27 protein-coding genes are annotated in these 25,352 nt (G+C 69.6%); 15 read left to right on the top strand and 12 right to left on the bottom strand.

Features of this window, described 5'->3' with window-relative positions; translation table 11 throughout:
* Positions 1–4 precede the first annotated feature (4 nt).
* Genes ACGFI6_RS20330 through ACGFI6_RS20345 form a run of 4 tightly spaced genes read right to left on the bottom strand, consistent with a single transcriptional unit; the run spans position 5 to position 3,557 of the window.
* The gene (locus ACGFI6_RS20330; RefSeq protein WP_393120620.1) at positions 5–1,216 is read right to left on the bottom strand and encodes an RNA polymerase sigma factor; all 1,212 of its coding nucleotides are present in this window, start codon (positions 1,214–1,216) and stop codon (positions 5–7) included.
* Positions 1,213–1,554: a YciI family protein gene (locus ACGFI6_RS20335; protein WP_393120622.1), complete on the bottom strand. Its 342-nt coding sequence runs from the start codon at positions 1,552–1,554 to the stop codon at positions 1,213–1,215. Before ACGFI6_RS20335 ends, ACGFI6_RS20330 begins: the two co-directional genes overlap by 4 nt.
* Before the next feature lie 33 nt (positions 1,555–1,587).
* Positions 1,588–2,904: a sensor histidine kinase gene (locus ACGFI6_RS20340; RefSeq protein WP_393120623.1), complete on the bottom strand. Its 1,317-nt coding sequence runs from the start codon at positions 2,902–2,904 to the stop codon at positions 1,588–1,590.
* Positions 2,901–3,557 (bottom strand): response regulator transcription factor, encoded by a 657-nt coding sequence (locus ACGFI6_RS20345; RefSeq protein ID WP_393120625.1) that lies wholly within the window; start codon positions 3,555–3,557, stop codon positions 2,901–2,903. Before ACGFI6_RS20345 ends, ACGFI6_RS20340 begins: the two co-directional genes overlap by 4 nt.
* Positions 3,558–3,663: 106 nt before the next feature.
* On the opposite strand from ACGFI6_RS20345, the gene ACGFI6_RS20350 reads away from it, so the two are divergent.
* The 4 genes from ACGFI6_RS20350 to ACGFI6_RS20365 are packed head-to-tail and all read left to right on the top strand — an operon-like array spanning position 3,664 to position 7,173.
* Positions 3,664–4,197, top strand: coding sequence for a hypothetical protein (locus ACGFI6_RS20350; protein ID WP_393120626.1), 534 nt, complete (start codon positions 3,664–3,666; stop codon positions 4,195–4,197).
* Positions 4,197–5,249 carry a peptidoglycan-binding protein gene (locus tag ACGFI6_RS20355; protein WP_393121273.1) on the top strand — a complete coding sequence of 351 codons (1,053 nt, stop codon included), beginning with the start codon at positions 4,197–4,199 and terminating at the stop codon, positions 5,247–5,249. Before ACGFI6_RS20350 ends, ACGFI6_RS20355 begins: the two co-directional genes overlap by 1 nt.
* On the top strand, positions 5,246–5,911 hold the full coding sequence (locus ACGFI6_RS20360; RefSeq protein ID WP_393120628.1) for an ABC transporter ATP-binding protein: 666 nt from the start codon (positions 5,246–5,248) through the stop codon (positions 5,909–5,911). The genes ACGFI6_RS20355 and ACGFI6_RS20360 overlap by 4 nt, the downstream gene beginning before the upstream one ends.
* On the top strand, positions 5,908–7,173 hold the full coding sequence (locus ACGFI6_RS20365; protein WP_393120630.1) for an ABC transporter permease: 1,266 nt from the start codon (positions 5,908–5,910) through the stop codon (positions 7,171–7,173). Before ACGFI6_RS20360 ends, ACGFI6_RS20365 begins: the two co-directional genes overlap by 4 nt.
* Here the strand turns inward: ACGFI6_RS20365 and ACGFI6_RS20370 are convergent.
* Positions 7,170–8,120, bottom strand: a complete 951-nt coding sequence (locus ACGFI6_RS20370; RefSeq protein ID WP_393120632.1) for an NADH-quinone oxidoreductase subunit H — start codon at positions 8,118–8,120, stop codon at positions 7,170–7,172. The genes ACGFI6_RS20365 and ACGFI6_RS20370 overlap by 4 nt on opposite strands.
* A gap of 62 nt (positions 8,121–8,182) precedes the next feature.
* On the opposite strand from ACGFI6_RS20370, the gene ACGFI6_RS20375 reads away from it, so the two are divergent.
* Entirely contained in the window at positions 8,183–9,379 is a 1,197-nt protein-coding gene (locus tag ACGFI6_RS20375; RefSeq protein ID WP_393120634.1) for an NAD(P)H-binding protein, read from the top strand.
* A gap of 250 nt (positions 9,380–9,629) precedes the next feature.
* Here the strand turns inward: ACGFI6_RS20375 and ACGFI6_RS20380 are convergent, their stop codons facing one another.
* Genes ACGFI6_RS20380 through ACGFI6_RS20390 form a run of 3 tightly spaced genes read right to left on the bottom strand, consistent with a single transcriptional unit; the run spans position 9,630 to position 11,880 of the window.
* Positions 9,630–10,553, bottom strand: coding sequence for a GNAT family N-acetyltransferase (locus tag ACGFI6_RS20380; protein ID WP_393120636.1), 924 nt, complete (start codon positions 10,551–10,553; stop codon positions 9,630–9,632).
* Entirely contained in the window at positions 10,550–11,326 is a 777-nt protein-coding gene (locus ACGFI6_RS20385) for an NADH-quinone oxidoreductase subunit C (protein WP_393120638.1), read from the bottom strand. Before ACGFI6_RS20385 ends, ACGFI6_RS20380 begins: the two co-directional genes overlap by 4 nt.
* Entirely contained in the window at positions 11,323–11,880 is a 558-nt protein-coding gene (locus ACGFI6_RS20390; protein ID WP_393120639.1) for an NADH-quinone oxidoreductase subunit B, read from the bottom strand. The genes ACGFI6_RS20385 and ACGFI6_RS20390 overlap by 4 nt, the downstream gene beginning before the upstream one ends.
* A 97-nt stretch (positions 11,881–11,977) precedes the next feature.
* Here ACGFI6_RS20390 and ACGFI6_RS20395 point away from each other — a divergent pair, with 97 nt between their 5' ends.
* The 7 genes from ACGFI6_RS20395 (at position 11,978) to ACGFI6_RS20425 (ending at position 18,697) form a co-directional block, all read left to right on the top strand.
* On the top strand, positions 11,978–13,438 hold the full coding sequence (locus ACGFI6_RS20395) for a purine-cytosine permease family protein (protein WP_393120641.1): 1,461 nt from the start codon (positions 11,978–11,980) through the stop codon (positions 13,436–13,438).
* Positions 13,435–13,950, top strand: a complete 516-nt coding sequence (locus ACGFI6_RS20400; RefSeq protein WP_393120643.1) for a cysteine hydrolase family protein — start codon at positions 13,435–13,437, stop codon at positions 13,948–13,950. Before ACGFI6_RS20395 ends, ACGFI6_RS20400 begins: the two co-directional genes overlap by 4 nt.
* Positions 13,947–14,648: a GntR family transcriptional regulator gene (locus ACGFI6_RS20405; protein ID WP_393120645.1), complete on the top strand. Its 702-nt coding sequence runs from the start codon at positions 13,947–13,949 to the stop codon at positions 14,646–14,648. The genes ACGFI6_RS20400 and ACGFI6_RS20405 overlap by 4 nt, the downstream gene beginning before the upstream one ends.
* 184 nt (positions 14,649–14,832) lie before the next feature.
* Positions 14,833–14,991, top strand: coding sequence for a hypothetical protein (locus tag ACGFI6_RS20410; protein ID WP_393120647.1), 159 nt, complete (start codon positions 14,833–14,835; stop codon positions 14,989–14,991).
* A 346-nt stretch (positions 14,992–15,337) separates the two neighbouring features.
* On the top strand, positions 15,338–15,466 hold the full coding sequence (locus ACGFI6_RS20415) for a hypothetical protein (RefSeq protein ID WP_393120649.1): 129 nt from the start codon (positions 15,338–15,340) through the stop codon (positions 15,464–15,466).
* A gap of 13 nt (positions 15,467–15,479) precedes the next feature.
* On the top strand, positions 15,480–15,641 hold the full coding sequence (locus ACGFI6_RS20420; RefSeq protein ID WP_393120650.1) for a hypothetical protein: 162 nt from the start codon (positions 15,480–15,482) through the stop codon (positions 15,639–15,641).
* Positions 15,642–15,757: 116 nt separating this feature from the next.
* The gene (locus tag ACGFI6_RS20425) at positions 15,758–18,697 is read left to right on the top strand and encodes an AAA family ATPase (protein WP_393120652.1); all 2,940 of its coding nucleotides are present in this window, start codon (positions 15,758–15,760) and stop codon (positions 18,695–18,697) included.
* A 26-nt stretch (positions 18,698–18,723) separates the two neighbouring features.
* Here the strand turns inward: ACGFI6_RS20425 and ACGFI6_RS20430 are convergent, their stop codons facing one another.
* Complete coding sequence (locus ACGFI6_RS20430) at positions 18,724–18,954, bottom strand: hypothetical protein (protein WP_393120654.1); 231 nt, start codon at positions 18,952–18,954, stop codon at positions 18,724–18,726.
* A 219-nt stretch (positions 18,955–19,173) separates the two neighbouring features.
* Here ACGFI6_RS20430 and ACGFI6_RS20435 point away from each other — a divergent pair, with 219 nt between their 5' ends.
* Positions 19,174–20,076 (top strand): ornithine cyclodeaminase family protein, encoded by a 903-nt coding sequence (locus tag ACGFI6_RS20435; RefSeq protein ID WP_393120656.1) that lies wholly within the window; start codon positions 19,174–19,176, stop codon positions 20,074–20,076.
* Here ACGFI6_RS20435 and ACGFI6_RS20440 read toward each other — a convergent pair.
* Positions 20,073–20,429: an NADH-quinone oxidoreductase subunit A gene (locus ACGFI6_RS20440; protein WP_393120658.1), complete on the bottom strand. Its 357-nt coding sequence runs from the start codon at positions 20,427–20,429 to the stop codon at positions 20,073–20,075. The two genes, ACGFI6_RS20435 and ACGFI6_RS20440, sit on opposite strands and share 4 nt — an antisense overlap.
* Before the next feature lie 10 nt (positions 20,430–20,439).
* On the bottom strand, positions 20,440–21,249 hold the full coding sequence (locus ACGFI6_RS20445) for a hypothetical protein (protein ID WP_393120660.1): 810 nt from the start codon (positions 21,247–21,249) through the stop codon (positions 20,440–20,442).
* 270 nt (positions 21,250–21,519) lie between these two features.
* Here ACGFI6_RS20445 and ACGFI6_RS20450 point away from each other — a divergent pair, with 270 nt between their 5' ends.
* Both ACGFI6_RS20450 and ACGFI6_RS20455 read left to right on the top strand, forming a co-directional pair.
* Entirely contained in the window at positions 21,520–23,535 is a 2,016-nt protein-coding gene (locus ACGFI6_RS20450) for a 2-oxoacid:acceptor oxidoreductase subunit alpha (protein WP_393120662.1), read from the top strand.
* Positions 23,532–24,611: a 2-oxoacid:ferredoxin oxidoreductase subunit beta gene (locus ACGFI6_RS20455; RefSeq protein ID WP_393120664.1), complete on the top strand. Its 1,080-nt coding sequence runs from the start codon at positions 23,532–23,534 to the stop codon at positions 24,609–24,611. Before ACGFI6_RS20450 ends, ACGFI6_RS20455 begins: the two co-directional genes overlap by 4 nt.
* Here ACGFI6_RS20455 and ACGFI6_RS20460 read toward each other — a convergent pair.
* A complete protein-coding gene (locus ACGFI6_RS20460; RefSeq protein WP_393121275.1) occupies positions 24,604–25,350 on the bottom strand; it encodes an alpha/beta fold hydrolase in 747 nt (248 codons plus the stop codon). The genes ACGFI6_RS20455 and ACGFI6_RS20460 overlap by 8 nt on opposite strands.
* Positions 25,351–25,352: the final 2 nt, after the last annotated feature.

Raw genomic sequence — 25,352 nt, forward strand, 5'->3', positions numbered from 1 at the left:
GACCCTACAGAAAGTCCGTCCGGCGCAGGCGGGATCTCAGGAATTCCTGCTCGGCCAGGTTGGTGCTGTGGGTCAGCGCGGTCTCGTACGCCGCCTGGGCCTCGGCGTCGCGGCCGAGCTGGCTCAGGAACTCGGCGCGGATCGCGTGGAACAGGTAGTAGGTGTGGAGTGGCAGGTCGTCGACGAGCCCGAGCGCCACGGCGGGGCCTTCGACCTCGGCCACGACGACGGCGCGGTTGACGGCAACGACAGGCGTGGGCTCCAGCGTGAGGAGGTGATCGTAGAGCTGGAGGATCTGGCGCCAGTCGGTCGCCTCGGGGGTTGCGGCGTCGGCGTGGACGGCGTTGACGGCGGCTTGAAGCTGGTACGGGCCGGGCTGGTTGCGGCGCAGGCATCTGCGGACGAGCGCCTGGCCTTCGTCGATGAGCGTGCGGTCCCAGAGCGCGCGGTCTTGGTCGCGGAGCCGGATCAGCGTTCCGTCAGGTGCAACGCGGGCCGGGCGACGGGACTGCTGCAGGAGCATCAGCGCGAGAAGGCCGACAGCTTCCGGCTCGTCCGGCATCAACTCGACCAGCAGCCGACCTAGTCTCAGGGCCTCGCTGGCGAGCTCGTCGCGGACCAGGGTCTCGCCGGACGAGGCTGCATACCCTTCGTTGAAGATCAGGTAGACGACAGCCAGGACGCCGCGGACGCGCTCGGGCAGATCCGCCTCGTACGGGACGCGGTACGGAATGCCCGCGGTCCGGATCTTCGCCTTCGCGCGGACCAGGCGCTGCGCCATCGTCGGCTCCGGCACCAGGAACGCGCGCGCGATCTCCGCCGTACTGAGACCACCGAGCATCCGGAGCGTGAGCGCGACCCGGACGTTCAGCGCGAGCGCCGGATGGCAGCAGGTGAAGATCAGCCGCAACCGGTCGTCCTGCACGGCACCCACCTCCTCTGGCTCCGTCTCGGCATGCAGCAGCGCGGCCTGGGCGTGCTTGCCGGCCCGCGCGGACTCGCGGCGCAGGCGGTCGATCGCCCGGTTCCGCGCGGTCGTGATGATCCATCCGGCCGGGCTCGGCGGAACCCCGTCGGCCGCCCACTTCTCGACCGCCGCCGCGAACGCGTCCTGGACGGCGTCCTCCGCGATCTCCAGATCGCCGAAGACGCGGGTCAGTACGGCGACCGCGCGCCCGTGCTCGGCCCGGAAGATCCCCGCGACGTCGGGAGTCACGACCGTGCGGGCCTGACCTCGATCGGCAGCCGGAGGATCTCGGCATAGTGGCGGGCCCAGTGCAGCGCGGCGTCGAGGTCCTCGACCCGGATCACCGTGAAGCCGCCGAGATGTTCCTTGCCCTCGGTGAACGGCCCGTCGGTCACCAGGACCTCGTCGCCCTCGGCCCTGAGCACGGTGGCGGTCTCGGGCGGATGCATGCCGGCAGAGAACACCCACACCCCGGCGGTCTGCATCTCCGCGTTCAGCGCGGTGAGTTCACGCATCATCGGGTCGAGGATCTCGGGCTCCGGGACCGGGCCGTCGGGCTGGTAGATGCTGAGCACGTACTGGTTCATCGTTCCTCCTTCTCGTCACCTACACGAACGCCCTCACCCTGGATCGACAGGCAGCACCACAGTAATTTCCAGACCGCCACCGGCCCGCGGTACGGCGGCCACGGTCCCGCCGTGCGCCTCGGCCACGGACCGGACGATCGACAGCCCGAGCCCGGCGCCCTGCCCGCCGACGAGCCGCTCCGCGCCGAGGCGGTAGAACGGCTTGAACAGACTCTCCACCTCGTACGGCGGAATCTCAGGCCCCGTGTTCGTGACGACGACCTGCACCCGGTCGCCCACGCGCTTGCTGGCGACCCGCACCCAACGTCCGGACGCCAGGCCCATCACATCCGCCGTCTCGCCGGCACGTCCCGCCTGCGCGCCCGCGCGGTCGTCGATTGTGATGGCGTAGCGGTCCGGAGGAAGGTTGTGCCGGATGCCGTTCTCGACCAGGTTGTGCACCAGGCGTTCGAGCAGCAGCGCATCACCGCGGGTCGGTGCGTCGCCCGGGCCGCGGATCACCTCGACACCCTTGGCGCCCGCCTCGCCCGAGAGTTGTGCGGCGACGTGGCTGACGATGTCGCTGAGGTTCACCGGGTAGACCGTCGTCAGCTGCTTCTCCGAGTCCGCGAGGATCAGCAACCCGTCGATCAGCTGCTCGTGCCGGGCGTTGATCGTCAGCAGGCTCTCGCCGAGTTCCTGTACGTCCGCGGATGCCGTACGGCGGTGCATCGCGACCTCTACGAGCGCGCGACCGAGCGTCAACGGCGTACGCAACTCATGGGAGGCGTTGGCGACGAACCGGCGCTGACCGTCGAACGAGTGGTCCAGCCGCTCGACCATCGTGTCGAACGCGTCCGCGAGGTTCTTCACCTCGTCGTCGGGGCCGCGCAGGGCGATCCGTTCGTGCAGGGCCGATGGTGACGCCGCGATCCGGCGGGCCGTGTCGGTGACCCGATGCAGCGGTGCCAGCACTCGCCCGGCGACCAGCCAACCGAAGCCCGCGGCCAACGCGCCAACGGCGATCAGGGCGATACTCCCCTGCGTCAGCATCGCCTTGATCGCAGCCTGCCGTACCTGGTCGCGCTGCTGCTGCATGACACGTTCGGCGTCCGAGCCGGTGAGTACGGCACCGTCCTTGTTCAGCACGTACACGTCGTTCGTGGGAGGTGGCGGCTGGCTGTGTCCGGGCGCCGGGCTCAGGTACGTACCCTTCACGATCACGCGGTACTGCTGGCCGAGGTTCGCGGTGAAGAGCGCGTACGTCACCCCGAGCAGCAGGACGCCGGCGACCATGAACAGGCCGCCGTACAGCAGCGTGAGCCGCCCGCGCAGAGACAGCCGGCGGAGGGGATTGCTCAGGCCGCTCACGTGATCCGGTAGCCGACGCCAGTGACGGTCTCGACCAGTCCCGGCTCGCCCAGCTTCCGGCGCAGCTTGAGGATCGTCAGTCGTACCGCTCCCGTGAACGGGTCCACGTGCTCGTCCCATGCCTTCTCCAGCAGTTGCTCGGCCGACACGGTCGCGCCGTCGGCCCGCAGCAGCTCTGCGAGGACGGCGAACTCCTTCTTCGACAACGGCACGTACCGGCCGTCGCGGAACACCTCGTGCCGCGCCGGGTCCAGCGTCACCCCGGCGCGCCGCAGGACCGGCGGATCGGCCGGGCGGCTGCGGCGGCCCAGCGCGAGCACCCGGGCCGCGAGCTCGGCGAACGCGAACGGCTTGGTCAGGTAGTCGTCGGCGCCGAGCCCCAGGCCCTCCACGCGGTCCGTCACCGCGGCGGCCGCGGTCAGCATCAGCACCCGGGTCGCGGATCCGGACGCCACCAGTTGGCGGCACACCTCGTCGCCGTGGACGACCGGGAGGTCGCGATCGAGCACGAGGACGTCGTACTCGTTCACGGACAGCCGTTCCAGTGCGGCGGCGCCGTCGGTTGCCACGTCGACGGCGTGCGAGTCGTCGCGCAGCCACTCCGCGATCGCTGCCGCCAGCAACGGTTCGTCCTCGACCACCAGTACGCGCACGCACCCCATGATCCCCGACGGTCCCGTTTCCGCAGTGTTTCCGGTCCCGGAAACGGTCCGGAAACGGCGGAAAGAGAAGGGTTCGGCGGAAACGAGAGGAGCACCGATGCGTACCACCATTCTGGCTGTTTCCGCCCTGGCGGCCGGCCTGATCCTGACCGGCTGCGGCGCCGACCAGCCCGACGCCCAGGTCGCCTCCGGGAGCGGAGCCGGACAGTCCACAGCACCGGCCACCGGACCGGGCACAGCGCCGAGCAGCGCGCCGGCGAGTCTCAGCCGGGACGAGCTGGCGGTCAAGTTCACCCAGTGCCTGCGGGAGAACGGCCTGAACGTGCCGGACCCGGAGCCGGGCAAGGGCCCGATGCTGAAGTTCGACAAGAACTCCGGTGTCACCAAGGAACTGGTCGACAAGGCGATGGAGGCGTGCCGCCAGTACGACCCGCAGGCGCAGGGCAGCGCCAATCCGCAGCAGCAGGAGAACGGCCGGAAATATGCGGAATGCATGCGGAAAAACGGCGTCGAGAAGTTCCCGGACCCGAAGCCGGACCAGCGCGGCATCATGATCGGCCCGGGTGTCGCGGACGACCCGGACTTCAAGACAGCACAGGCCGCCTGCCAGAGCATCCTGGCGGCCCGGTGATGCGCAAGGCCCTCACCGCCGTGGTCGTCCTGGCCGCCGGGGGCGCCGCGAGCGCGTTCCTGGTGAACCGGGGCGACACCGGGAACGCGGCGAGCCCGGCCGCGCAGACCGTACCGATCAACACCACCAAGGTCACGCAGCAGACGTTGAAGGACACCGAGACCGAGGACGGCACGCTCGGGTTCGGCGCCACCTCGGCGGCGGTCAACCGGGTCGCCGGCACCGTCACCGGCGTACCGGACAGCGGTCAGGAACTGCGGCGCGGGAACACCGTCTACAGCATCGACGACAAGCCGACGACGTTGCTGTACGGAGCACTCCCGGCGTACCGCAGGCTCACGGTCGGGACCGAGGGAACCGACGTGCTGCAGCTCGAGCAGAACCTGGACGCGATGGGCTACACCGGGTTCACCGTCGACGACGAGTACACCTCCGCGACGGCAGCGGCGGTCGAGGAGTGGCAGGACGATCGCGGGGTGGACGAGACCGGGGTGGTCGAGCTCGGCAGTGTGCTGTTCGCACCCGGTCACATCCGGGTCGACAGCGTGCCGGCCGCGGAAGGATCGCCGCTCGGGCCGAACCAGCCGGTGCTCAACTACACCGGGACCACGCGCGCGGTCACGGTCCGGCTGGACGCGGCCGACCAGCGGCTCGCGACCCTGGGCGCGGCCGTCTCGGTCGCGCTGCCAGACGGAAAGCCGGTTTCCGGAAAGATCCAGAAAGTTTCCACGGTGGTGATCCCCGCGGAAAGTCCGGGCAAAGATCCGGAGACCAAGGTCGAGGTGATCGTTGGGATCGCCAACCAGAAGGCGGTCGCTGCGTGGACTTCGGCGGCCACCGACGTCACGTTCACCGCGTCGGAGCGCAAGAACGTACTAACCGTCCCTGTGGCGGCCCTGGTCGCGCTCCGGGAAGGCGGGTTCGGCGTCGAGGTCACGGACGGGACGGCCTCGCGGTACGTACCGGTGAAGACCGGGCTGTTCGCGAGCGGCCAGGTCGAGATCACCGGCACCGGCATCGCGGCCGGCACCACGGTGGGGATCCCTAAATGATCGAGCTGACCGACGTGACGAAGGTGTACGCGGGCGGGGTGCACGCGCTCGGCGGTGTGAGTCTGCGGATCGAGCCCGGCGAGCTGGTCGCGATCGTTGGACCGTCCGGTTCCGGCAAGTCCACGATGCTGAACGTGCTCGGGACGCTCGACCGGCCGACCTCCGGGACGGTCCGGATCGACCGGTACGACGTGGCGCGACTGTCCGATGCGGGCCTGTCGGCGTTGCGGGCCACCCGGATCGGCTTCGTCTTCCAGCAGTTTCACCTGGCGGCAGGGGTCCGCGCGGTCGACAACGTCGCCGACGGGTTGCTCTACTCCGGACTGCGGAGGTCCGTACGTCGCAAGCGCGCGGCAGCCGCCCTGGAACGAGTAGGGCTCGCGCACCGCCTGGACCACGAGCCACACGAGTTGTCAGGCGGCGAACGGCAACGCGTCGCGGTGGCCCGGGCAGTTGCCGGCGAACCCGCCGTACTGCTGGCCGACGAACCGACCGGAGCGCTGGACTCGGCGTCCGGCGCAGGCGTGATGGAACTCCTCCGCGACCTGCACGCCGCCGGTACGACGGTCGTCGTCATCACCCACGACCGCGACATCGCCGCGTCGCTCCCCCGCCAGGTCCGCATGCGCGACGGCCACATCATCGAGGAGCTGACCACATGAACGACGACTCTGTGCACCAGATCCGTACCGGAGCCGCCGAGACTCACGGACACCGTGCACAAAGTGCGCGGGAGCTCCGGGCGGCGCGGCTCGGGGTGCGCGACGTGGTTCGGGTGGGGGCGGTTGGGTTGCGGACTCGGCCCACTCGGGCGTTTCTGTCGGCGCTCGGGATTGCCATCGGGATCGCGGCGATGGTGGCCGTGGTCGGGATCTCCTCGTCGTCGCGGGCGGAGCTCGACGGGCAACTCGATGCCCTCGGCACCAATCTGCTGACCGTCACGCCGGGTACCCGGCTGACCGGCGAACAGGCGCAGCTCCCGCTCACCGCGGAGGCGATGGTCGGCCGGATCGCCCCGGTCCGCGCCGAGTCCGCGGTCGGCAAGGTCGACGACGCCTCGGTGTACCGGACCGGCAAGATCCCCGACGTCGAGACCAACGGGATCATCGCGTACGCGGCCCGGACCAACCTGCTCGACACCATCGGCGCCGGCATCCGCAGCGGAAAGTGGATCGACGCGGCCACCGGAAACTTCCCGGCAACCGTGCTCGGCGCCAGTGCGGCGGAGCGGCTCGGCATCACCAAGGCCGGCCCGGACACCCAGGTACTGATCGGCAACACCTGGTTCACGGTGCTCGGCATCCTCGCGCCCGCCGCGCTCGCGCCTGAGTTGGACAGCGCCGCGCTGATGGGCTGGCCGGCCGCCGCCAAGCTGTCGTTCGACGGCCACCCGACCACGATCTACACCCGCTCCGACGACGCCCAGGTGGCGGCGGTCCGATCGGTGCTCGGGGCCACGGCCAACCCGGAGGCACCGAACGAGGTCGAGGTCTCGCGCCCGTCCGACGCACTCGCCGCGAAACAGGCCGCAGGCCAGGCGTTCACCGGACTGCTGCTCGGTCTCGGCGCGGTCGCGCTGCTCGTCGGTGGGGTCGGGGTCGCGAACATCATGGTGATCTCGGTCCTCGAGCGCCGCACCGAGATCGGCCTGCGCCGCTCGCTCGGCGCGACCCGCGGCCAGATCCGTACCCAGTTCCTGACCGAGTCGCTGCTGCTGTCCGCACTCGGTGGCGTCGGCGGGGCGCTCCTTGGATCAGCCGTCACGGCCACGTACGCCTCGTACCAGAACTGGCTGACGGTCATCCCGCTCTGGGCGCTCACGGGCGGCGTCGTCGCCACCCTCGTGATCGGCGCCCTGGCCGGCCTGTACCCAGCCGTCCGCGCCTCCCGCCTCTCACCAACCGAGGCACTCGCAACGCCCTAGTGGAAAACGACGACGCCTACGCCGGTCAGCGCCAGCTGTACGAGCGCGACCGGCACCAGGCCCTGCCAGGCGAGCTTCTGCAGCTGGTCGGCGCGCATCCGCGGGAACGAGACCCGTACCCAGATCACCACGACCGACACCAGCGCGACCTTCACGACGGTCCAGATCCAGCCGATCGACTCCGGCCCCGGACCACTCCAGCCGCCGAGGAACAGCACCGTGGTCAGCGCCGCGAGCACGACGATGCCGGCGTACTCGGCGAGCAGGAACATCGCGAACCGGAGCCCGGTGTACTCGGTGTACGGCCCGAAGATCACCTCGGAGTCCGCGACCGGCATGTCGAACGGCGGCCGCTGCAGCTCCGCGAGACCGGCGATGAAGAACACGATCATCCCCGGCAGCTGCCACAGCAACCACCACGGATTCCAGGCGTGGGCGATACCGGTCAAGCTCAGGGAGCCGGCCGCGACCGCGACACTCGCCGCGGACAGCACGAACGGCAGCTCGTAGCTCATCAGCTGCGCCGCCACCCGGAGCCCGCCGAGCAGGCTGTACTTGTTACCGCTGCCCCACCCCGCCATCAGCGAACCCAGTACGCCGATGCTCATCACCGCGAGCACGAAGAACAGCCCCGAGTCGAGGTCCGCGCCGACGATCCCCGGCGCCAGCGGGATCGCGGCGAGCGCGGCCAGGTACGGCAGGATCGCCACCACCGGCGCCCACTCGAACACCCGCTTGTCCGCTGCGGCCGGGACCACGCTCTCCTTCTGCACGAACTTCACGCCGTCCGCGACCAGCTGCGCCCAGCCGTGGAACCCGCCCGCGTACATCGGGCCGAGCCGTGACTGCATGTGCGCCATCACCTTGTGCTCGGCCTGCCCGACCAGCAACGGCGCCACCAGGAAGGCGACCAGCACGCCCACCACCCGCACCACGAACTCCAGCATGCGCATCAGACTAGTGCGTCCGGCTTGACCTCAACCAACGTTCAGGTCGGAGGGTGGGTCGCATGAGAACAATTCTTGTCACCGGAGCCACCGGGCGCGTCGGGCGGCACGTCGTCGACGGGCTGCGCGCCGCGGGCGTCTCCGTTCGAGCCCTTGTCCGTACGCCGGAACGTGCCGATCTCCCGCGCGACGTCGAACTGATCCAGGGCGATATCAACGATCCGGGTGCTGTGAAGCGCGCGGCCGATGGGGTCGACGCGGCGTTCCTGCTGTGGCCGTCGTTCAGTGCCTACGGTGCGGCCGAGGTGGTCCGCGAACTCCCGCGGCGGGTCGTCTATCTGTCCTCGCTCAACGCGGCACCGGGCAGTGTGTGGGGCGATGTCGAGGAATTGCTGAAGGGCAAGGACTGGACGTTCGTACGGCCGAGTGGCTTCGCCGTCAACGCGCAGGGGTGGGCCGGCGACTTCCGTACCGGCGAGGTGGTCCGCGTCGCGTCGCCGGAGGCGAGCCGGTCGCTGATCCACGAGCAGGACATCGCCGCGGTCTGCGTCCTTGCGCTGCTCGGCGAGCATCACATCGGCCGGAGTTACGACATCACCGGACCCGAGGCACTGACCCAGTCCGAGCAGATCGAGACGATCGCGCGGGTGGTCGGCAAGCCGATGCGCGTCGAGGCCATGCCCGACGACGTGGCGCGGCAGGCGATGCTCGACCTCGGCGCCGACCCGATCCTGGCCGAGAGCTCGATCGCCTACTTCGCCGCACTCGTCGACAACCCCGAACCAGTCACCACAACCGTCGCCGAACTGACCGGCCGCCCCGCCCGCCCCTTCACCACCTGGGCCCAAGACCACGCCCCCGAATTCCGAACCCCGCCCACCACTCCCTCGACTGCGGAGGTTGCTCGGCTGTACGTCGACGCATTGAAGGGTGGACGGCTCGACGAAGCGCTTGCGCTGACGTCCCCCGACGTAGTCCGGGTCGCACCGCTCGAGACCGACGGCGAAGAGATCGAACTGAAGGGCACCGAAGCCATCCTCGAGAACGCCGACCGCCTGACGGCCGACCTCGTGTACGACCACATCGACGTACTGGGCCCGCTGGTACTCGACAACCACTTCGCGATCCGCTTCATCTTCACCCACCACAATCCCCGTACCGGAGCCCCCGCCCACACCACCAAACTCTCCCTCTGCACCGTCACCGCCGGCCAAATAACCCGAGAAGAAGTCTTCTACTACACCCCACCCCGCCCCTGACATCATCAGAAGCGAACAGGAGGCGATGCGATCGGAGGTCGCCGTGACCGTTGCCGACCTGAAGCGATTCTTGGAACTGGCCCGCGACCTGGCGGACCCCGAGGTCATGCAACAGGCCTGGTCATAAGGCGGGCTCAGGCGCCGCCGGCGCTGTCCAGTCGTGGCGAATGGTTCTGGGGCTGTTCGGCGAGTCGTGGAATGGGGTTGTGAAATCGAGCCATTTTCCACGACTCGGGGTGGGAACGAGTGGCTACAGGGGGAGTTGGAGCCAGCCGCCGATGTCTTGGCGGCCGGCTTGGAGGGCGGCGGTGCGGGCTCCGTGGTTGGCGTTGTGGATGGTGCCGATCAGGATGCGGGTGGGGTCGGGGAGGGCCTGGGCGAGCAGGGCGCTGAGGTGGCGGCCGTAGCCGTGGCCGCGGTGCTCGGGGGCGAGGATCATTTCGCGGACCACGTACGCGGGCAGGCCGAGGGCGTCGTCGGGCTTGATGATCGCGGCGGCGTACCCAGCCCATTCGCCGTCCACCGTCACCTCGTACAGCAGACCGTCCTCGGCGGACTCTTCCAGGTCGTCCAGGTCCTGGAGACTCGCTTCCTCGGCGTGGTGCGGGTGGTCGGCATCCACGGCGGCGTACGCATCGCGCGCCTCGTCGTAGTGGTCGACGGTCTTCGCCGGGCGGAGCGCGAGGCCGGGCGGTACGTCGTGCGGCTGCAGGTCGCTGATCGGGGCCGCGAGGAAGCGGCGGTCCGGGAGCGTGCCGTCGACAGCGGCCTCGGCGGTCCACAGGCGGACATACAGAGGGTTGTGGACGCCGTAGTACTGCTGGGCGGCCGCAGCGATGCCGGGTAGGTCGCGCGGTTCCGGGGAGCGGGTCATCGGGGTGGCGTCGACGAACGGCCTTGCCAGGTTGAGGTTCTCGAAGCGCATGCTGAACATCACGTACAGGTCGTTGCCGACGGCAACCCAATGGTTGAGCATCGACTCGGCCGGTTTTCCGGGCGCCAGGCGGGCGGTGCGCTGGACGGCGATGTCGAGGTCCTCGGCGAGCAGGATGTCCAGCGCGGCGTGTTCCTCGGTGAGGATCGCCAGCCGGCGCGCGTCATCCACCCACGTACGAGTCAGCGGATGTTGCCGCTCCAACGTCCATCGAGCCAGCTCTTCAGGCGCAGGAATCACGACACATCGTCTCCGGTCGGAGGATCAGCAGGCGGCGCGTCAGGCGCGGCGGTGGGCGGCGCGTTGGTGGGCGGGGCTTCCGTGGGTGCGGGTGGGGGTTGGCGGCGGGCGCGGCGTTCGCCGGGGGCGCCTGCGCGGCGCGGGCGGGCGGGGGTGGCGGCGGCTTCGGCGGGGGCCAGGGGGTCGGGGTCGGCGGATCCGGGTGGGCGAGGACCCCAGGTTTCCGGGTCTGGAACGCCGGGTGGGAGCGTACGGCGGCGGCTCGGCGCACCTGCCGGCGCATGGTCGGACTCGCCCGGCTCCTTCGCGCCCGGCCACGGTTTCGCGACCCGCGACGCGAGCACGAACTCCTTCCGCAGCGGGTGCCCCTCGAACTCGTCCGGCAGCAGCAGCGTGATCAGATTCGGATGCCCGTCGAACCCGATCCCGAACATCTCGTGCGTCTCGCGCTCATGCCAGTTCGCCCCGGCGTACAGCTCGGACAACGTCGGCAGCACAGCGCCTTCACGCGGCACCAACGTGCGCACCAGCACATGCTCCACGTGCGACCCGCCCCAGAAGTCGGCGAGATGCGTCACCACCCGGAAGCCGGCCTTGAGCTCGTCGGACGCACTCAGGAAATCGAAGAACGTGAACCCGACCGTATCCCGCAGGACCTCATGTGCAGCGACCCACGACTCCACCGGTACGTCGATGGCGACCGGGCCGAAGCTGTCCACCTGAGACGCCGCGATGCCCGCACCGGTGAGCGCCTCCAGAGCGTCCGCGCTCAAGGCTGCACCAGCCCCCGCGTCAGCGCGGCCGCGGACGGCTCGTCGTACCGGCTTGCGAGCGTCTCGCCGGCGATCTTCTCCTGCAGTTTGAGGATGCCCTGCAGCAGCGCCTCGGGCCGCGGCGGGCAGCCTGGTACGTAGACATCGACCGGGATGATCTGGTCGACACCCTTGGTCACGCAGTACGAGTCCCAGTACGGGCCGCCGGAATTCGAGCAGGAGCCGAACGAGATCACGTACTTGGGCTCGGGCATCTGGTCGTAGAGCCGCTTGATCGCCGGCGCCATCTTGTCCGTGACGGTGCCGGACACCACCATCAGGTCGGCCTGCCGCGGGCCGGGCGCGAACGGGATCACGCCGAGCCGGATGAAGTCGTGGCGGCCCATCGACGCGGCGATGAACTCGATCGCGCAGCAGGCGAGGCCGAAGTTGAAGACCCAGAGCGAGTACTTCCGTCCCCAGTTCAGCAGGTACCGGACGGGCTCCGGCGCGAGCTTCGCCAACGCGCCCACGGCCGGCCGCACGGTCGGCATCCCCAGCTCGGTCTCAGCCATGTCGCTCAGCCTAGTCCGGTTAACTCGTTGACCGCCGGGGCGCCGCGTCCTACCGTCGATTTGAACAGGACTGAACAGGTCCTTCGAAGGAGCCGGCATGACCGACCAGGTCGAGGTGCAGCAGACCCGTACGCTCTCCGTCGAGAGCAACGGGCTGAACGTGATCGCGGACGCGGACCGCAAAGGCCGCCCGAGCCAGTTGTTCTGGCCGTGGTTCGGGGCCAACGTGTCGGTACTCGGACTGAGCTACGGAGCGTTCGCGCTCGGGTTCGGAATCTCGTTCTGGCAGGCGGTGATCGCCGGGCTGATCGGGGTGGTGTTCTCGTTCCTGCTCTGCGGTCTGATCGCGCTCGCCGGAAAACGTGGTTCGGCGCCGACCATGGTGCTCAGCAGGGCTCCGTTCGGGGTCCGCGGAAACAAGCTGCCGGCACTGGTTTCCTGGTTGCTGACCGTCGGCTGGGAGACCGTACTGACGATCCTCGCGACCCTCGCCACGGCAACCGTTTTCGAACGCCTCGGCTGGGGTGGCGGCGCGGTGACCAAGGTGATCGCGCTGATCGTGGTCGGCCTGCTCACGATGGCCTGCGGCGTGCTCGGCTTCGACCTGATCATGCGCGCGCAGACGATCATCACGGTCGTCACCGGCGTCCTCACGGTCGTCTACATCGTGCTCGTCGCCGACCAGATCCACTGGAGCGCGGTGTCCGCGCTGCCGAGCGGCTCCGCGCAGGCCGTGATCGGCGCACTCGTTTTCCTGATGACCGGGTTCGGTCTCGGCTGGGTCAATGCGGCCGCTGACTACTCGCGGTACCTCCCGCGCCGGGCATCGAGTCGCGGCGTCGTCGGCTGGACCACGTTCGGCGGCTCGGTCGCTCCGGTCGTACTGCTCGTCTTCGGCCTGCTGCTCGCCGGCTCGTCGAAGGATCTGAGTACGGCGATCGGCGCCGACCCGATCGGTGCGCTGGCGGCGGCGTTGCCGACCTGGTTCCTGGTGCCGTTCGTGATCGTCGCGGTGCTCGGTCTGGTGGGCGGCGCCGTACTGGACATCTACTCGTCCGGGCTCGCACTGCTGTCGCTCGGGCTGCCGGTCAAGCGGTACGTCGCGGCCTTCGTCGACGGCGTGGTGATGATCGCAGGGACGATCTACGTGGTGTTCTACGGCGGCGAGTTCCTCGGCCAGTTCCAGGGATTCCTGATCACGCTCGGCGTACCGATCGCGGCCTGGTGCGGGATCATGCTCGCCGACATCGCGGCGCGGCGCCGCGACTACGCGGAGGCGGACTTCTACCGCTCGACCGGCCGGTACGGCGACATCCGCTGGTTGCCGGTCGCAACGATGGTCATTGCCACCGGCATCGGATGGGGTCTGGTCACGAACACGCTCGCGTCCTGGCTGACCTGGCAGGGCTACCTGCTCGGGGCGTTCGGGCTCGGCGGCAAGGAAGGCGCCTGGGCGTACGCGAACCTCGGCGTCCTGGCGGCGCTGGTGATCGGTTTCGTCGTGCAGTGGTTCGGCGGACGTCCGGCCGTCCGACGGCAGGAGGCGATCGACGGATGACGCTGGCGCTCATCGACCTGCAGCGGATCTTCGCGGATCCGGCGTCCGGATGGGCGACGCCCGATTTCCAGCGCGTCGTCGAACCTACGCGCGAGCTGATCAGGCTGTTCTCGCCGGACGTGGTCTTCACCCGGTTCGTCGCACCGGAGCGGCCTGACGGAGCGTGGGTCGATTACTACGAACAGTTTCCGTTCGCGCTGCAACCGGCCGATACGGCGGACTACCAACTCGTTGACGAGTTCAAGGGCGCTCCAACTCTGGACAAGACGACGTTCGGTGCCTGGGGCCCCGAACTCGCGGCCCGTACCGACGGACGGCTGGTACTGGCCGGCGTGGCCACAGATTGTTGCGTGATCAGTACGGCGCTGGCCGCGGTCGATGCCGGTGTCCACGTCCAGGTGGTCGAGGAGGCCTGTGCCGGGTCGACGGACGAGAACCACCGCAAGGCGATCGATCTGATGCGGCTGTACGGACCGATGCTGGAGATCGTGAGCGTGGAGCAGTTGCGATGATCCGGCTCAAGCACGAGCGGGTGGCGCGGGTCCTCGCGCGGGAGATCAGGTCCGGCGTCGTACGGCGGGGCTCGCAACTGCCCGGTGAGGTCGAGCTGGCGAAGCGCTTCTCGGTCAGCCGGAACACAGTGCGGGCGGCGCTCGCCGTACTGGCCGAGGACGAGCTGATCGCGACCCGCACCGGCAAAGGTTCGTACGTGTTGTTCGACGGTCGGCCGCTGGACGGGCGGCTCGGGTGGACGCACGCGCTGTCAGAGCAGGGTGTGGAGACCCGGATGCGTACCGTCCGGATCGAGCTCGAGAACGATCCGGACCTGGCGGAACGGCTCGGGCTGCCGTCGCCCGCGCTGGTGGTGATCGAGCGCGTCCGGCAGCTCACCGACGGTACGGCGATCTCGCTCGAACGCAGCCGGATCCCCGCGATCGACGAGCTCCGCGACCTGCCCGTACGCGGACTGGACAACGGCTCGATCAGCGTCACCCTGAACCGGGCCGGCCTGTACCTCGACCACTGCGAGCAGCGCCTCCGCGGCCGCCCGCTCACCCCCGTCGAGGCCGGCCACCTGGAACGCCCCGACGACACCTGGTTCCTGCACACCACCCGCACCAGCTGGACCGCCAACGACCAGTTCGCCGAGCACGCCGACGAACTCCTCGATCCCACCCACTACGAACTCAGCCTCACCTACCGCAGCTGATGCTGGTCGCCCAGGCAGGCAGAAGTCTCCCGACACGCCTGCGACAGCCCTCGTATGGGCACTTCTGCCTGCCTGGTCGGCCACCTAAGGCTCCAACCGCCGGCGCATAGGGAGTAGTGCTGATGTGGGGGGTCTCCTCAGGAGGCGACTGTTTTCTCAGGCAGAGAGAGCAGCGGAGGAGATCATGTTCGTTTACTCGACCGACGCGATGCGTGCGGAGATGACGTACCGGCAGGAGCGGATCCGCCGGGACTTCCAGCGGCCGTCCTGGTTCCAGCGCAGGCGCGCGGTGCAGCCGCCGCAGCCCTGCGCGCCCGAGCTCCGGGCCCGGCCCGCGATGTGACCGCACGTTCACCACCCCAATCCCCCTCCCCCCAAGGGGGGGGGGGGGGGGGGGGGGGGGGGGGGGGGGCGGGGGGCGGGGGGGGGGGGGGGGGGGCCCCCCCCGGCCCCCCCCCCCCCCCCCCCCCCCCCCCCCCCCCCCCCCCCCCCCCCCCCCCCCCCCCCCCCCCCCCCCCCCCCCGCCGCCGTCGTTCCGGGGCCCTTAGGCACCACCTAGGACCCCCTCAGAGCGCCTAAGGCCCACGGGCCCGGAGGGATAGGGAGGAGTTCCGATGTGCGGCCCCACCTCAGACGAGCAGATTTACACCTGTCGGCAGGGAGCCGGCGGCAACCAAACGGAGGACCACATGTACACGAACGCAGCGGTCAAGGCCGAGGTCGACTACCGCAGGGAGCGCCTCAGCCGCGACTTCCGGCAGCACCGGACCACCCGGAGCCGCCGGGCCATCAACCACCTGTTCGGCCGGAAAGCCTGAAGGGAGGGACACCATGATCAACATTCCACTGACCCCCGACTCGATGAAGGCGGAGGCGGCGTACCGCCTGGAGCGCGCCAAGCGTGACTACCGGGCCGCGAATCGCCGGGAGCGCACCGCGAAGGCGACCACGCCGAAGCCGCGCCACCTCCTCCGACCCCGACCGGTCGCATGACCGCCGGGACCGCCGTCCCTGATCGCCGATCGACGATCAGGGACGGCGTTTCTGTACCCGGTTCGGGGCACCATTCAGGGGCCGAGAGCACTCGTAGAACGGGATACCGTCGATTTGTGTCGGCGCCAGGGGCGAAGATGGACGACGTGCCCTGGAATTCGACACCTCTCGTCGGCCGCTCGTCCGAGATGGCCGCCATGCTCAGCGCCGTGGATGACGCCCGTACGCGGCGCGCCGGCGCTGTGCTGCTGTCGGGCGACGCCGGTGTCGGCAAGACCCGGATGCTCGACGAGGTGGCGACCGGCGCCCACGAGCGCGGGTTCGGGGTGCTGGTCGGGCACTGCACCGACTTCGGCGACGCCGGCCTGCCGTACCAGCCGTTCTCGGAGATCTTCGGCCGGCTCGCGGGCGACCGCCCCGACCTCGTCGAGGGCGTCCTGACGAACTTCCCGGCCATCGGCCGGCTGCTGCCGGCGCACCGGCTGCTCGGCGCCCAGCCCGCGCCGCAGGAAGGACAGCTCGACCGAGCAGCCCTGTTCGACGCGGTCCTCGGCGCCTTCACCGCGCTCGCCACCAGCGAGCCGTTGCTGGTGATCATCGAGGACGTGCACTGGGCCGACGACTCGACGCGGGACCTGATCGGTTTCCTGATCACCCGGCTGACCGCGCAGCGCCTCGCGCTCGTGGTGTCGTACCGCAGCGACGACCTGCACCGCCGGCACCCGCTCCGCCGGCCGATCGCCGAGTGGGCCCGCAATCCGCGCGTACGCCGGGTGAACCTGCTGCCCCTCGACGCCGACGAGGCCCGCACCCTGCTGAACTCGCTGCTCAGCAACCCGCTCCCCGCGGACGAGGAGCGCCGGATCCTGGAGCGGGCCGGCGGCAACGCGTTCTTCACCGAGGAGCTCGCGGCCGCGGCCTCGATGGGCGACGACGACGGCGTACCGCCCGATCTCGCCGATCTGCTGCTCGTCCGCCTCGATCCGCTGTCCGACGACGCCCGCCAGATCGCCCGCGTGATCGCCGTTGCGGGCCGGCGCGTTCCGCACGACCTGCTCACGGCCGTCGCCAAGCTGCCGGACCGCGAGCTCGACGACGCCCTCCGCGAGCTGATCGACGCGCACATCATCGACGTGCCGATCAGCGATCGGTACTACTTCCGCCATGCCCTGCTGGCCGAGGCCGTGTACGACGACCTGCTGCCGGGCGAACGCGTCCGCGAGCACGGCGCGTACGTACAAGCCCTGGAGAACCAGACCGTTTCCGGTACGGCGGCGGAGCTGGCCGGGCACGCGACCCGCTCGCACGACCTGGCGACCGCGTTCGAGGCGCGCGTCCGGGCCGGTCAGGAGGCGCTCTCGGTCGCCGCACCTCAAGAGGCGTTGAAGCACTACGAGATGGCGCTCGAGCTCTTCCCGAACGCCGGCCCGAAGAGCACGGTCGACAAGACCTGGCTGATCGTCGACACGGCGACCGCGGCCACCTTGTCCTCGCAGCACCTGCGCGGGCTCAAGCTCCTCAGGAAGGCGCTCGCCGACCTGCCGGCCGACGCACCGCAACAGCAACGGGCCGAGCTGCTGCTGCCGCTGGCCGACATCGCGCTGATCATCGACCAGGACAACGAGGCGAACGAGGCGATCACCCAGGCGCTCAAGCTGGTGCACGACGAGCCGGCCAGCGTCCTCAAGGCACAGGTCGCCTCGCTGTACGCCCGCGTGTCCGACGCACTCGGCCGGCCGATGGAGGCGGAGCGCTGGGCGCACAAGGCGCTCGAGATCGCCCGCGACGCCGGGCAGGAGTCCGCGGCCAGTGATGCCGGGATCACGCTCGCCCAGCTCCGGCGCCGCGCAGGCGATCCGGAGACCGCGGCCAAGCAGCTCGAGGAGGCCGCGGTCCGGGCACAGCTGACGGGTGATCCGGCGGCCGAGGTGCGGAGCCGGTTCCTGCTCGGATCCTTGCGGTACGAGCAGGGCGACCTGATCAATGCGAAGTCGGCGCTGGCGCTCGCGACCAAGCGGGCCGGTGAGCTCGGGCGGCAGTGGGCGGCGTACGGGTTCGACGCGCGGCGGATGCTGGCGCTGACGGAGTTCATGCTCGGCGACTGGGAGGCTGCGTCGGCGACCGCCCGGACGGACTCGATGACGCCGGCCGCGGCCGGGGCGGCGTTGCGGGCGGTGGAGTTCTCGGTCCGCGGCGCGCGTGGCGACACGGAGGTCGCGGAGGAGTTCGAGCTGTCCCGCAGGTGGTGGGACCTGGACGTCATGCTGCCGATCATCGGGCTGCAGCCTGCTGTGGACGCGTACCGCGAGCTGGACAAGCCGGCCGCGGCGGAGAAGCTGATCGCCGACGTGGTCACGCTGTGCACGGACCTGTTCCAGACCGAGTGGTTCCTCGGGCGGATCCGGTTCGCGGCGCTCGGGCTGCAGCTGCTGTGCCATCGCGCGGTCGGCGAGCCGTCGGCCGCCGCGGACCTGGTCGCGCGCGGCGCGGAGCTCGTCTCGATCGGTCAGACGACCGCCGAGAAGGGCTTACCGCCCGGGCGGTTGATGGGCGTCGAGGGGCTGGCGTGGCTGGCACGGCTGGAGTCGGAGTGGGAGCGGTTGCGCTGGCTGACCGGGATCGACCCGCCGTCGCCCGAGGAGCACGTCGCGTCCTGGCATCGGACCACGGACGCGTTCGGGTACGGGTACGTTTTCGAGCAGGCGTGGTCGCGGATCCGGCTGTCGGCCGCGCTGCGCGCCGCGGGCCGGGTTGCCGAGGCGAACGAGCAGCTGGTGCTGGCGGCCGAGGCCGGTCGCGAGCTGGGTGCTCGGCCGCTGGTCGAGGAGGCCGGCGGTGGTGAGGCTAACGGCGCGAGTGCGCTGACGTCACGGGAGACCGAGGTGCTGCGGCTGCTTGCCGAGGGGCGTACCAACCGGCAGTTGGCGCGGGAGCTGTACATCAGTGAGAAGACCGTCAGCGTGCACGTCTCGAACATCCTCGCCAAGCTCGGCGTCCGCTCCCGCACCGAAGCAGCCGCCGTCGCCCGCCGCGACGGCCTCCTCGAAGACAACTGACAGGTACTGCCGCGCAGGAGCGGGAGTCAGCCGTGTTTGCGGTGCGGGTTGGGCTCGTGGGTGACGTGGCGGGCGCGGGCCTGGGCCAGCTCGTCGGGCTCGGCTTCGACAGCCGCGGGGCTAGCGCGGCGGTGCGCCGGGCGGTTGACTTCGGTGATGTCGTCGAAGACCTTGCGGGCGTGCCGCATCCGCGCCACGGCCAGCAGCGCCAGCCCTGCAGCAGCGAGGGCAATCAATACCCACAGTTGCCAAGACATAGCCTCACCACCATGTACTCGCCCCGTTCCCCCGAGTAATCACCATAGCCCTGAACCCAGCGCTTGGCGACCAACTGTACGCATTCCGTTAATACCGGCGCTTGAAACTCGCGTTTGTTGCTGAACGCAATCACAAACGGTGACCGGGCAACGAGTCCCGGCCGCCAAAGTTGCAATTACTTTCAGTTACGCTCCGGCGGAGCGAATATGCTCGGCCGGGTGCTCGTGCTCACTGCAGAAGACGTCCGACGGTCCGTCCCGATGAACGTGGCGGTCGACGCCGTCCGGGACGCGTTCACCGAGCTCGCCGCCGGGCATTTCGTGCTGCCGCCGCGACAGATCTTCGGCAACGGCGCGGTGCTCGTGATGTCGGCGTACCACTCCCCGACCGGGACCGCCGTGGTGAAGAAGATCGGGATCGCGCTCGACCAGGTGCCGGCGATCCGCGCGACCCTGGTCTGGACCGGCAACGGCGAACAGATGGTCGCCGAGGGCAGCTCGATCACCACCCTGCGGACCGGAGCAGTGGTCGGTGTCGCGACGGACCTGCTGGCCCCGGCGGAGGCGAGTCGGTTGACCGTGATCGGCTCCGGCGCGCAGGCACCGGATCAGGTCCGGGCAGTGCTCGCCGTACGGCCGATCGCGGACGTCACGATCGTGGGCCGCTCGGCCGACCGCGCCGCCGCACTCGCCGGCGAGTTGGGTACGGAGTTTCCGGACGTACGGTTCACGTCGAGCACGGACATCGACGCGTCCATCGCGGACCCGCACATCATCTGCTGCGCCACCTCGTCCGCCACCCCGCTCTTCAGCGCGGACTCCCTCCCCGAATCGGTCCACGTCAACGCGGTCGGAGCCTTCCGCCCCACCATGCGCGAACTCCCCCGCGACCTGTTCGCCACCGCCAGCACGGTGTTGGTCGACCAGACCGAAGCCGCCCTCGAAGAATCCGGCGAGGTCATCGACGCCGTCACCTCCGGCACCCTGACGACCCAGGACCTCCTCGAACTCGGCCCGGCCCTGTCCAGTCCCCCGCCCCGCAGCGGCCGAACCGTGTTCAAGTCGGTCGGAGTCGGCTGCCAGGACTGGGCGATCGCGGCAGCCCTCGCAGAGATGCCCTAGGTCCAGCGGAGGACGTTTTTGCGGTAGGCGTACAGGAGGCCTACTGCGACGAAGGCGAGGAAGACGAACATCTCGATCAGGGTCGCGACGCCGAGCGTGGCGAAGATCGTGGCCCACGGGAACAGGTAGATCGCGTCGACGGCGAAGATCACGTAGAGGTAGGCGAACAGGTAGTACCGGATGTGCACCTGGGCCCAGCCCTCGCCGACCGGGTCGACGCCGGACTCGTACGTCTTGAGCTTGCCCTCGGTCGGATACGTGACGGTCAGCGCCTTGTTCAGCGCGAACGCGCCGATCAGCCCCACCAGGCCGAGCGCGACCACCGCGGCGACAACGCCATAACTGTCCGACACGGCTGGGAGTCTAGTTCGTGCAGAGCAGTTGGGAGTCGATTGAGACGTACGGGCCGTAGCCGGAGCGGACGTCGGCAGCCTGGAGGCGTAGGCGGGTCACGCCGGAGATGTCGTAGTTCAGCCAGGCCTCGGTCTCTTGGTTCATCCGCAGCGACGTCAGCGCCTTCGTCCCGTTGTGCAGCGACACCCGCACCAGCCCGTCGGTCAGGTTGCCCAGCCAGTTCCGCGAGTAGCGGCAGCCGGTCGAGTCGACCTCGCCCCAGACGTACCCGCCCTGATTCGCCAGCAGGTCGGCCTCGGAGCGTCGCGGCCCTTCGTTCGGCGGTACGACGGTGAACTGCGGCTGCCCGACACCGCCGGCCGCCAGCACACCCTTCTTGAACATCCCGCGCCAGACGTAGTGCTTGAAGCTGATCATCGGCGAGATCGCCGTACCGTACGGCGCCTGCGCACCGACCGCGATCCGGTACGTACGAATCGACCCGGGCTGCACCGTGCTGATCGTCACGCTGCCGCTGGACGAGTACCCGTGCGCAACCTCCTGCCAGCGTTTCAGCGAGGGGATCCACTGGTGCAGCGGGATCCGGGTCCCCGCCGCGGGCGCCGGCGTCAGCGTGCCGACCACCGTGATGACACCTTTGGTCGCGTCCGTCGTACGGATGCTCGCGATCTTCGCCGTACGGGTCGGTATGGTCACGGACACCGGCGCCGCTGCCGCCGTACTGCCAAGACTCAGTGCACTGTCCGCGGGGGCGACCGGAGCCGCACACCCGGGCACCAGCAAGGTCAGCAGTCCGGCCAGCAAACGCACACGGCGCATGAAACAACTCCCTGAATCTGCAACAAGACGACGCCACCCTGCCGGTTCTCACTGCGGATCGCAAGCGAGCGGACGCGGAGGGTGACGTACGGAACCGTTCCGCTCCTACCCGACCGCACCGGCTTTTAACACCGCGTCCCAGGCTGTGGACCACCGGGGCTTCCGCATGGTTCCGTTCCAACAGCGAACTAATATTGGGGTTATCGCCCTGACGGGGGGATCGACCTGTCGCCCACGAAGCGGCAGACCGACCCAAGCTTCGACTTGGAGATGAACAGAACAGTGACCATCGAGGTCAAGCAGCTCGACCGCGTGGTGATCCGGTTCGCCGGCGACTCCGGTGACGGGATGCAGCTCACGGGGGACAGGTTCACAGCGGAAACGGCATCGTTCGGCAATGACCTGTCGACGTTGCCCAACTTCCCCGCAGAGATCCGGGCACCAGCCGGGACCCTGCCGGGCGTGAGTTCGTTCCAGTTGCACTTCGCCGATCACGACATCCTGACGCCGGGTGATGCGCCCGACGTCCTGATCGCGATGAACCCGGCGGCCCTGAAGGCGAACCTGAAGGACGTGCCACGGGGCGCGACGCTGATCGTCGACACCGCGGACTTCACCGCGCGCAACCTGAAGCGGATCGGCTACGAAGAGAACCCGCTGGAGACCGGCGAGCTCGACGGCTACCACGTCGTCCCGCTGAACCTCACCGGCATGACGGTTGAGTCGGTCAAGGAGTTCGGCCTGTCCCGCAAGGACGCCTCCCGCGCGAAGAACATGTACGCGCTCGGCCTGGTGTCCTGGCTGTTCCAGCGGCCGGTCGAGTCGACGATCACGTTCCTGGAGACCAAGTTCGCGAAGGTGCCGGACATCCGGGACGCGAACATCGCGGCCTTCCGCGCGGGCTACAACTTCGGTGAGACCGCCGAGGAGTTCTCCGTCCGGTACGAGGTGAAGCCGGCCCGGATGGCGACCGGCACCTACCGGAACATCTCCGGCAACCTCGCGCTGGCGTACGGCCTGGTGGCGGGCGCCCAGCGGGCGGGCCTGCCGCTCGTGCTCGGCGCGTACCCGATCACCCCGGCCTCCGACGTCCTGCACGAGCTGTCCAAGCTCAAGCGGTTCAACGTCACCACGATCCAGGCCGAGGACGAGATCGCCGGTGTCGGCGCCGCCCTGGGCGCGTCGTTCGGCGGCGCGCTCGGCGTGACCACCTCGTCCGGCCCCGGGATCAGCCTGAAGTCCGAGACGATCGGGCTCGGCGTGATGCTCGAACTGCCGCTCGTGGTCTGCGACATCCAGCGCGCCGGCCCGTCCACCGGCATGCCGACCAAGACCGAGCAGGCCGACCTGCTGCAGGTGATGTTCGGGCGTAACGGCGAGGCTCCGCTGCCGGTGCTCGCGGCGCAGTCCCCCGCGGACTGCTTCGCGATCGCGATCGAGGCGGCCCGGATCGCGATCACGTACCGGACGCCGGTGATCGTGCTGTCCGACGGCTATCTGGCGAACGGCTCCGAGCCGTGGCAGATCCCGGTGATCGAGGACCTGCCGACCATCGAGCCGAATTTCACCGTCGAGCCGAACGCGACCGACGACAAGGGCGCGCCGGCCTACCTCCCCTACCTGCGCGACCCGGAGACCCTCGCCCGCGCCTGGGCGGTGCCCGGTACGGCGGGCCTGGACCACCGGATCGGTGGTCTGGAGAAGGAGGACAAGACCGGCAACATCTCCTACGACCCGGCGAACCACGACCTGATGATCCGCACCCGCCAGGCGAAGGTGGATGCGGTCGCGCGGTCGATCCCGCCGGTCGAGGTGGACGACCCGGAGGATCCCGAGGGCCGGGCGAAGGTCCTGGTGCTCGGGTGGGGTTCGACGTACGGGCCCATCGGCGCGGCCGTTCGCCGGGTCCGCAAGGTCGGCGGGAAGGTTGCGCAGGCACATCTGCGGCACCTGAACCCGTTCCCGGAGAACCTCGGCGACCTGCTGAAGTCGTACGACAAGGTCCTGGTCCCGGAGATGAACCTCGGGCAGCTCGCGATGCTGCTGCGGGCGAAGTACCTGGTCGACGTCGTCTCCTACGCGCAGGTCCGCGGCATGCCGCTGGGCGCCGCGGAGCTGGCCGAGGTGATCGGCAACCTGGTCGAGGAGACCGAAGGCATCGACGACGACGCCCGCCACCTCGGCGAGGCCGCCGCCGCGCTGAAGCACGGTGAGGCACTGGCCGACCAGAACGGTCACACCCCAGGCCTCAAGGATCCCGGATTCAAGACGGAGGGTGCACGATGAGCACCGTCGAGCTGGGCATGCCCAGCCTGCCGAACGGTCTGAGCGGCGTCCCGGCCGCGACCGAGCCGCAGAACCGCAAGGAGTACGTGTCGGACCAGGAGGTCCGCTGGTGCCCGGGATGCGGTGACTACGCCGTCCTCGCGGCCTTCCAGGGCTTCCTGCCCGAGCTGGGGATCAAGCGCGAGAACGTCGCGATCGTCTCCGGGATCGGCTGCTCGTCCCGCTTCCCGTACTACCTGTCGACGTACGGCATGCACTCGATCCACGGCCGCGCGCCGGCGATCGCGACCGGGCTGGCGACCGCCCGGCCGGACCTCAGCGTCTGGGTGATCACCGGTGACGGCGACGCGCTGTCGATCGGCGGCAACCACCTGATCCACACGCTGCGCCGGAACGTGAACCTGAAGATCCTGCTGTTCAACAACCGGATCTACGGGTTGACCAAGGGGCAGTACTCGCCGACCTCGGAGCCGGGCAAGGTGACGAAGTCGACGCCGATGGGCTCGGTGGACAACCCGTTCAACCCGGTCTCGCTGGCGCTCGGGGCGGAGGCGACCTTCGTGGCACGGACCGTCGACTCGGACCGCAAGCACCTGACCTCGGTGCTGCGGGCCGCCGCCGAGCACCGCGGTACGGCGTTCGTGGAGATCTACCAGAACTGCCCGATCTTCAACGACAACGCCTTCGACGCGTTCAAGAGCCCGGAGACCCGGGACGACGCGATCATCCCGCTGGTGCACGGCGAGCCGATCCGGTTCGGCACCGACGGTCACCTCGGGGTGGTCCGCGACGGGTTCGCGTCGCTCGCGGTCCGCGAGGTCGCCGAGTTGCCGAACGGTGAGGCCGACCTGGTCGTGCACGACGCGCACGTCGACGACCCGGCGTACGCGTTCGCGCTGTCCCGGCTGACCGACGCGGGCGTCCTGCACCGCGCCCCGGTCGGCGTGTTCCGCAACGTCGACCGCCCGGCGTACGACGACCTCGTCCGCCAGCAGGTCACCACGTCCCAGGAAGCCCAGGGCACCGGCGACCTGCAGAGCCTGGTCACCGGCGCCGACACCTGGTCGATCAGCTGAGGAAAGCCCGGACGACCTGTGTGAAGGCGTCCGGGTCTTCCACCCACGGGTAGTGCCCGACACCGTCGAGCACTACCCGTTCCGCGTTCGGGAGCGCCGCCAGCAGGCGGTCGGTGACCGAGGGCGGCCGCAGGTCGGCTCCACCGTGGACGAGCAGCGTCGGTACGTCGATGCGCGCGCAGTCACCAGCTCTGTCGGGGAGCGCCTTGAGCTCGGCGAGCAGCTCGTCGGCACCGTCGCGGTTGGGTTCGAAGCGCGGAGTGTTGAGGTGGTGGGCATGGTCGAGGGCGGTGCTGCGGTCGGCGAAACCCGTTGAAATACGGGCGATCCAGGGATCGTCCTCGGGTGTTTCGGCAAGGAGCTTGGCGACCTCTTCGCGGTAGTTCGGGGGTGGTCCGTCGAAGCCGACAGACGAGACCAGGACGAGCTTCTGGACCTGCTCGGGATGCTGCTGGACGTACTGCAGCGCCAGCGCGGCGCCCCAGGAGTGACCCAGGATCATCGTCGGTTCGGGACCGCAGACGGTGGCGAGATCGGCGACCGACCGGGCGAGGGTGTACGGGCCTGTGCGATCCGATCGACCGGCCCCGCGCTGATCCCACCTGTGCAGGGTGAACCCGGGCAGCTCCAGATCCTGGAACACGTCCCACCAACCGGGACCTCCGTGCACGAGGACGACGGACGGCCCGGTGCCGCGGGTCTCCGTCCAGAGCCGGCAACCGTCGTCGGTCGTCAGCATTC

This window comes from Kribbella sp. NPDC048928 (assembly GCF_043197975.1).
GTDB lineage: Bacteria > Actinomycetota > Actinomycetes > Propionibacteriales > Kribbellaceae > Kribbella.

Excerpts from the sequence above, each read along its gene's own strand:
- ACGFI6_RS20420 (WP_393120650.1), top strand. The coding sequence starts at position 15,480 with ATGATCAACATTCCACTGACCCCCGACTCGATGAAGGCGGAGGCGGCG.
- ACGFI6_RS20455 (WP_393120664.1), top strand. The coding sequence starts at position 23,532 with ATGAGCACCGTCGAGCTGGGCATGCCCAGCCTGCCGAACGGTCTGAGC.
- ACGFI6_RS20400 (WP_393120643.1), top strand. The coding sequence starts at position 13,435 with ATGACGCTGGCGCTCATCGACCTGCAGCGGATCTTCGCGGATCCGGCG.
- ACGFI6_RS20450 (WP_393120662.1), top strand. The coding sequence starts at position 21,520 with ATGAACAGAACAGTGACCATCGAGGTCAAGCAGCTCGACCGCGTGGTG.
- ACGFI6_RS20360 (WP_393120628.1), top strand. The coding sequence starts at position 5,246 with ATGATCGAGCTGACCGACGTGACGAAGGTGTACGCGGGCGGGGTGCAC.
- ACGFI6_RS20460 (WP_393121275.1), bottom strand. The coding sequence starts at position 25,350 with ATGCTGACGACCGACGACGGTTGCCGGCTCTGGACGGAGACCCGCGGC.
- ACGFI6_RS20430 (WP_393120654.1), bottom strand. The coding sequence starts at position 18,954 with ATGTCTTGGCAACTGTGGGTATTGATTGCCCTCGCTGCTGCAGGGCTG.
- ACGFI6_RS20445 (WP_393120660.1), bottom strand. The coding sequence starts at position 21,249 with ATGCGCCGTGTGCGTTTGCTGGCCGGACTGCTGACCTTGCTGGTGCCC.
- ACGFI6_RS20415 (WP_393120649.1), top strand. The coding sequence starts at position 15,338 with ATGTACACGAACGCAGCGGTCAAGGCCGAGGTCGACTACCGCAGGGAG.
- ACGFI6_RS20355 (WP_393121273.1), top strand. The coding sequence starts at position 4,197 with ATGCGCAAGGCCCTCACCGCCGTGGTCGTCCTGGCCGCCGGGGGCGCC.
- ACGFI6_RS20370 (WP_393120632.1), bottom strand. The coding sequence starts at position 8,120 with ATGCTGGAGTTCGTGGTGCGGGTGGTGGGCGTGCTGGTCGCCTTCCTG.
- ACGFI6_RS20365 (WP_393120630.1), top strand. The coding sequence starts at position 5,908 with ATGAACGACGACTCTGTGCACCAGATCCGTACCGGAGCCGCCGAGACT.
- ACGFI6_RS20375 (WP_393120634.1), top strand. The coding sequence starts at position 8,183 with ATGAGAACAATTCTTGTCACCGGAGCCACCGGGCGCGTCGGGCGGCAC.
- ACGFI6_RS20405 (WP_393120645.1), top strand. The coding sequence starts at position 13,947 with ATGATCCGGCTCAAGCACGAGCGGGTGGCGCGGGTCCTCGCGCGGGAG.
- ACGFI6_RS20410 (WP_393120647.1), top strand. The coding sequence starts at position 14,833 with ATGTTCGTTTACTCGACCGACGCGATGCGTGCGGAGATGACGTACCGG.
- ACGFI6_RS20335 (WP_393120622.1), bottom strand. The coding sequence starts at position 1,554 with ATGAACCAGTACGTGCTCAGCATCTACCAGCCCGACGGCCCGGTCCCG.
- ACGFI6_RS20395 (WP_393120641.1), top strand. The coding sequence starts at position 11,978 with ATGACCGACCAGGTCGAGGTGCAGCAGACCCGTACGCTCTCCGTCGAG.
- ACGFI6_RS20390 (WP_393120639.1), bottom strand. The coding sequence starts at position 11,880 with ATGGCTGAGACCGAGCTGGGGATGCCGACCGTGCGGCCGGCCGTGGGC.
- ACGFI6_RS20350 (WP_393120626.1), top strand. The coding sequence starts at position 3,664 with ATGCGTACCACCATTCTGGCTGTTTCCGCCCTGGCGGCCGGCCTGATC.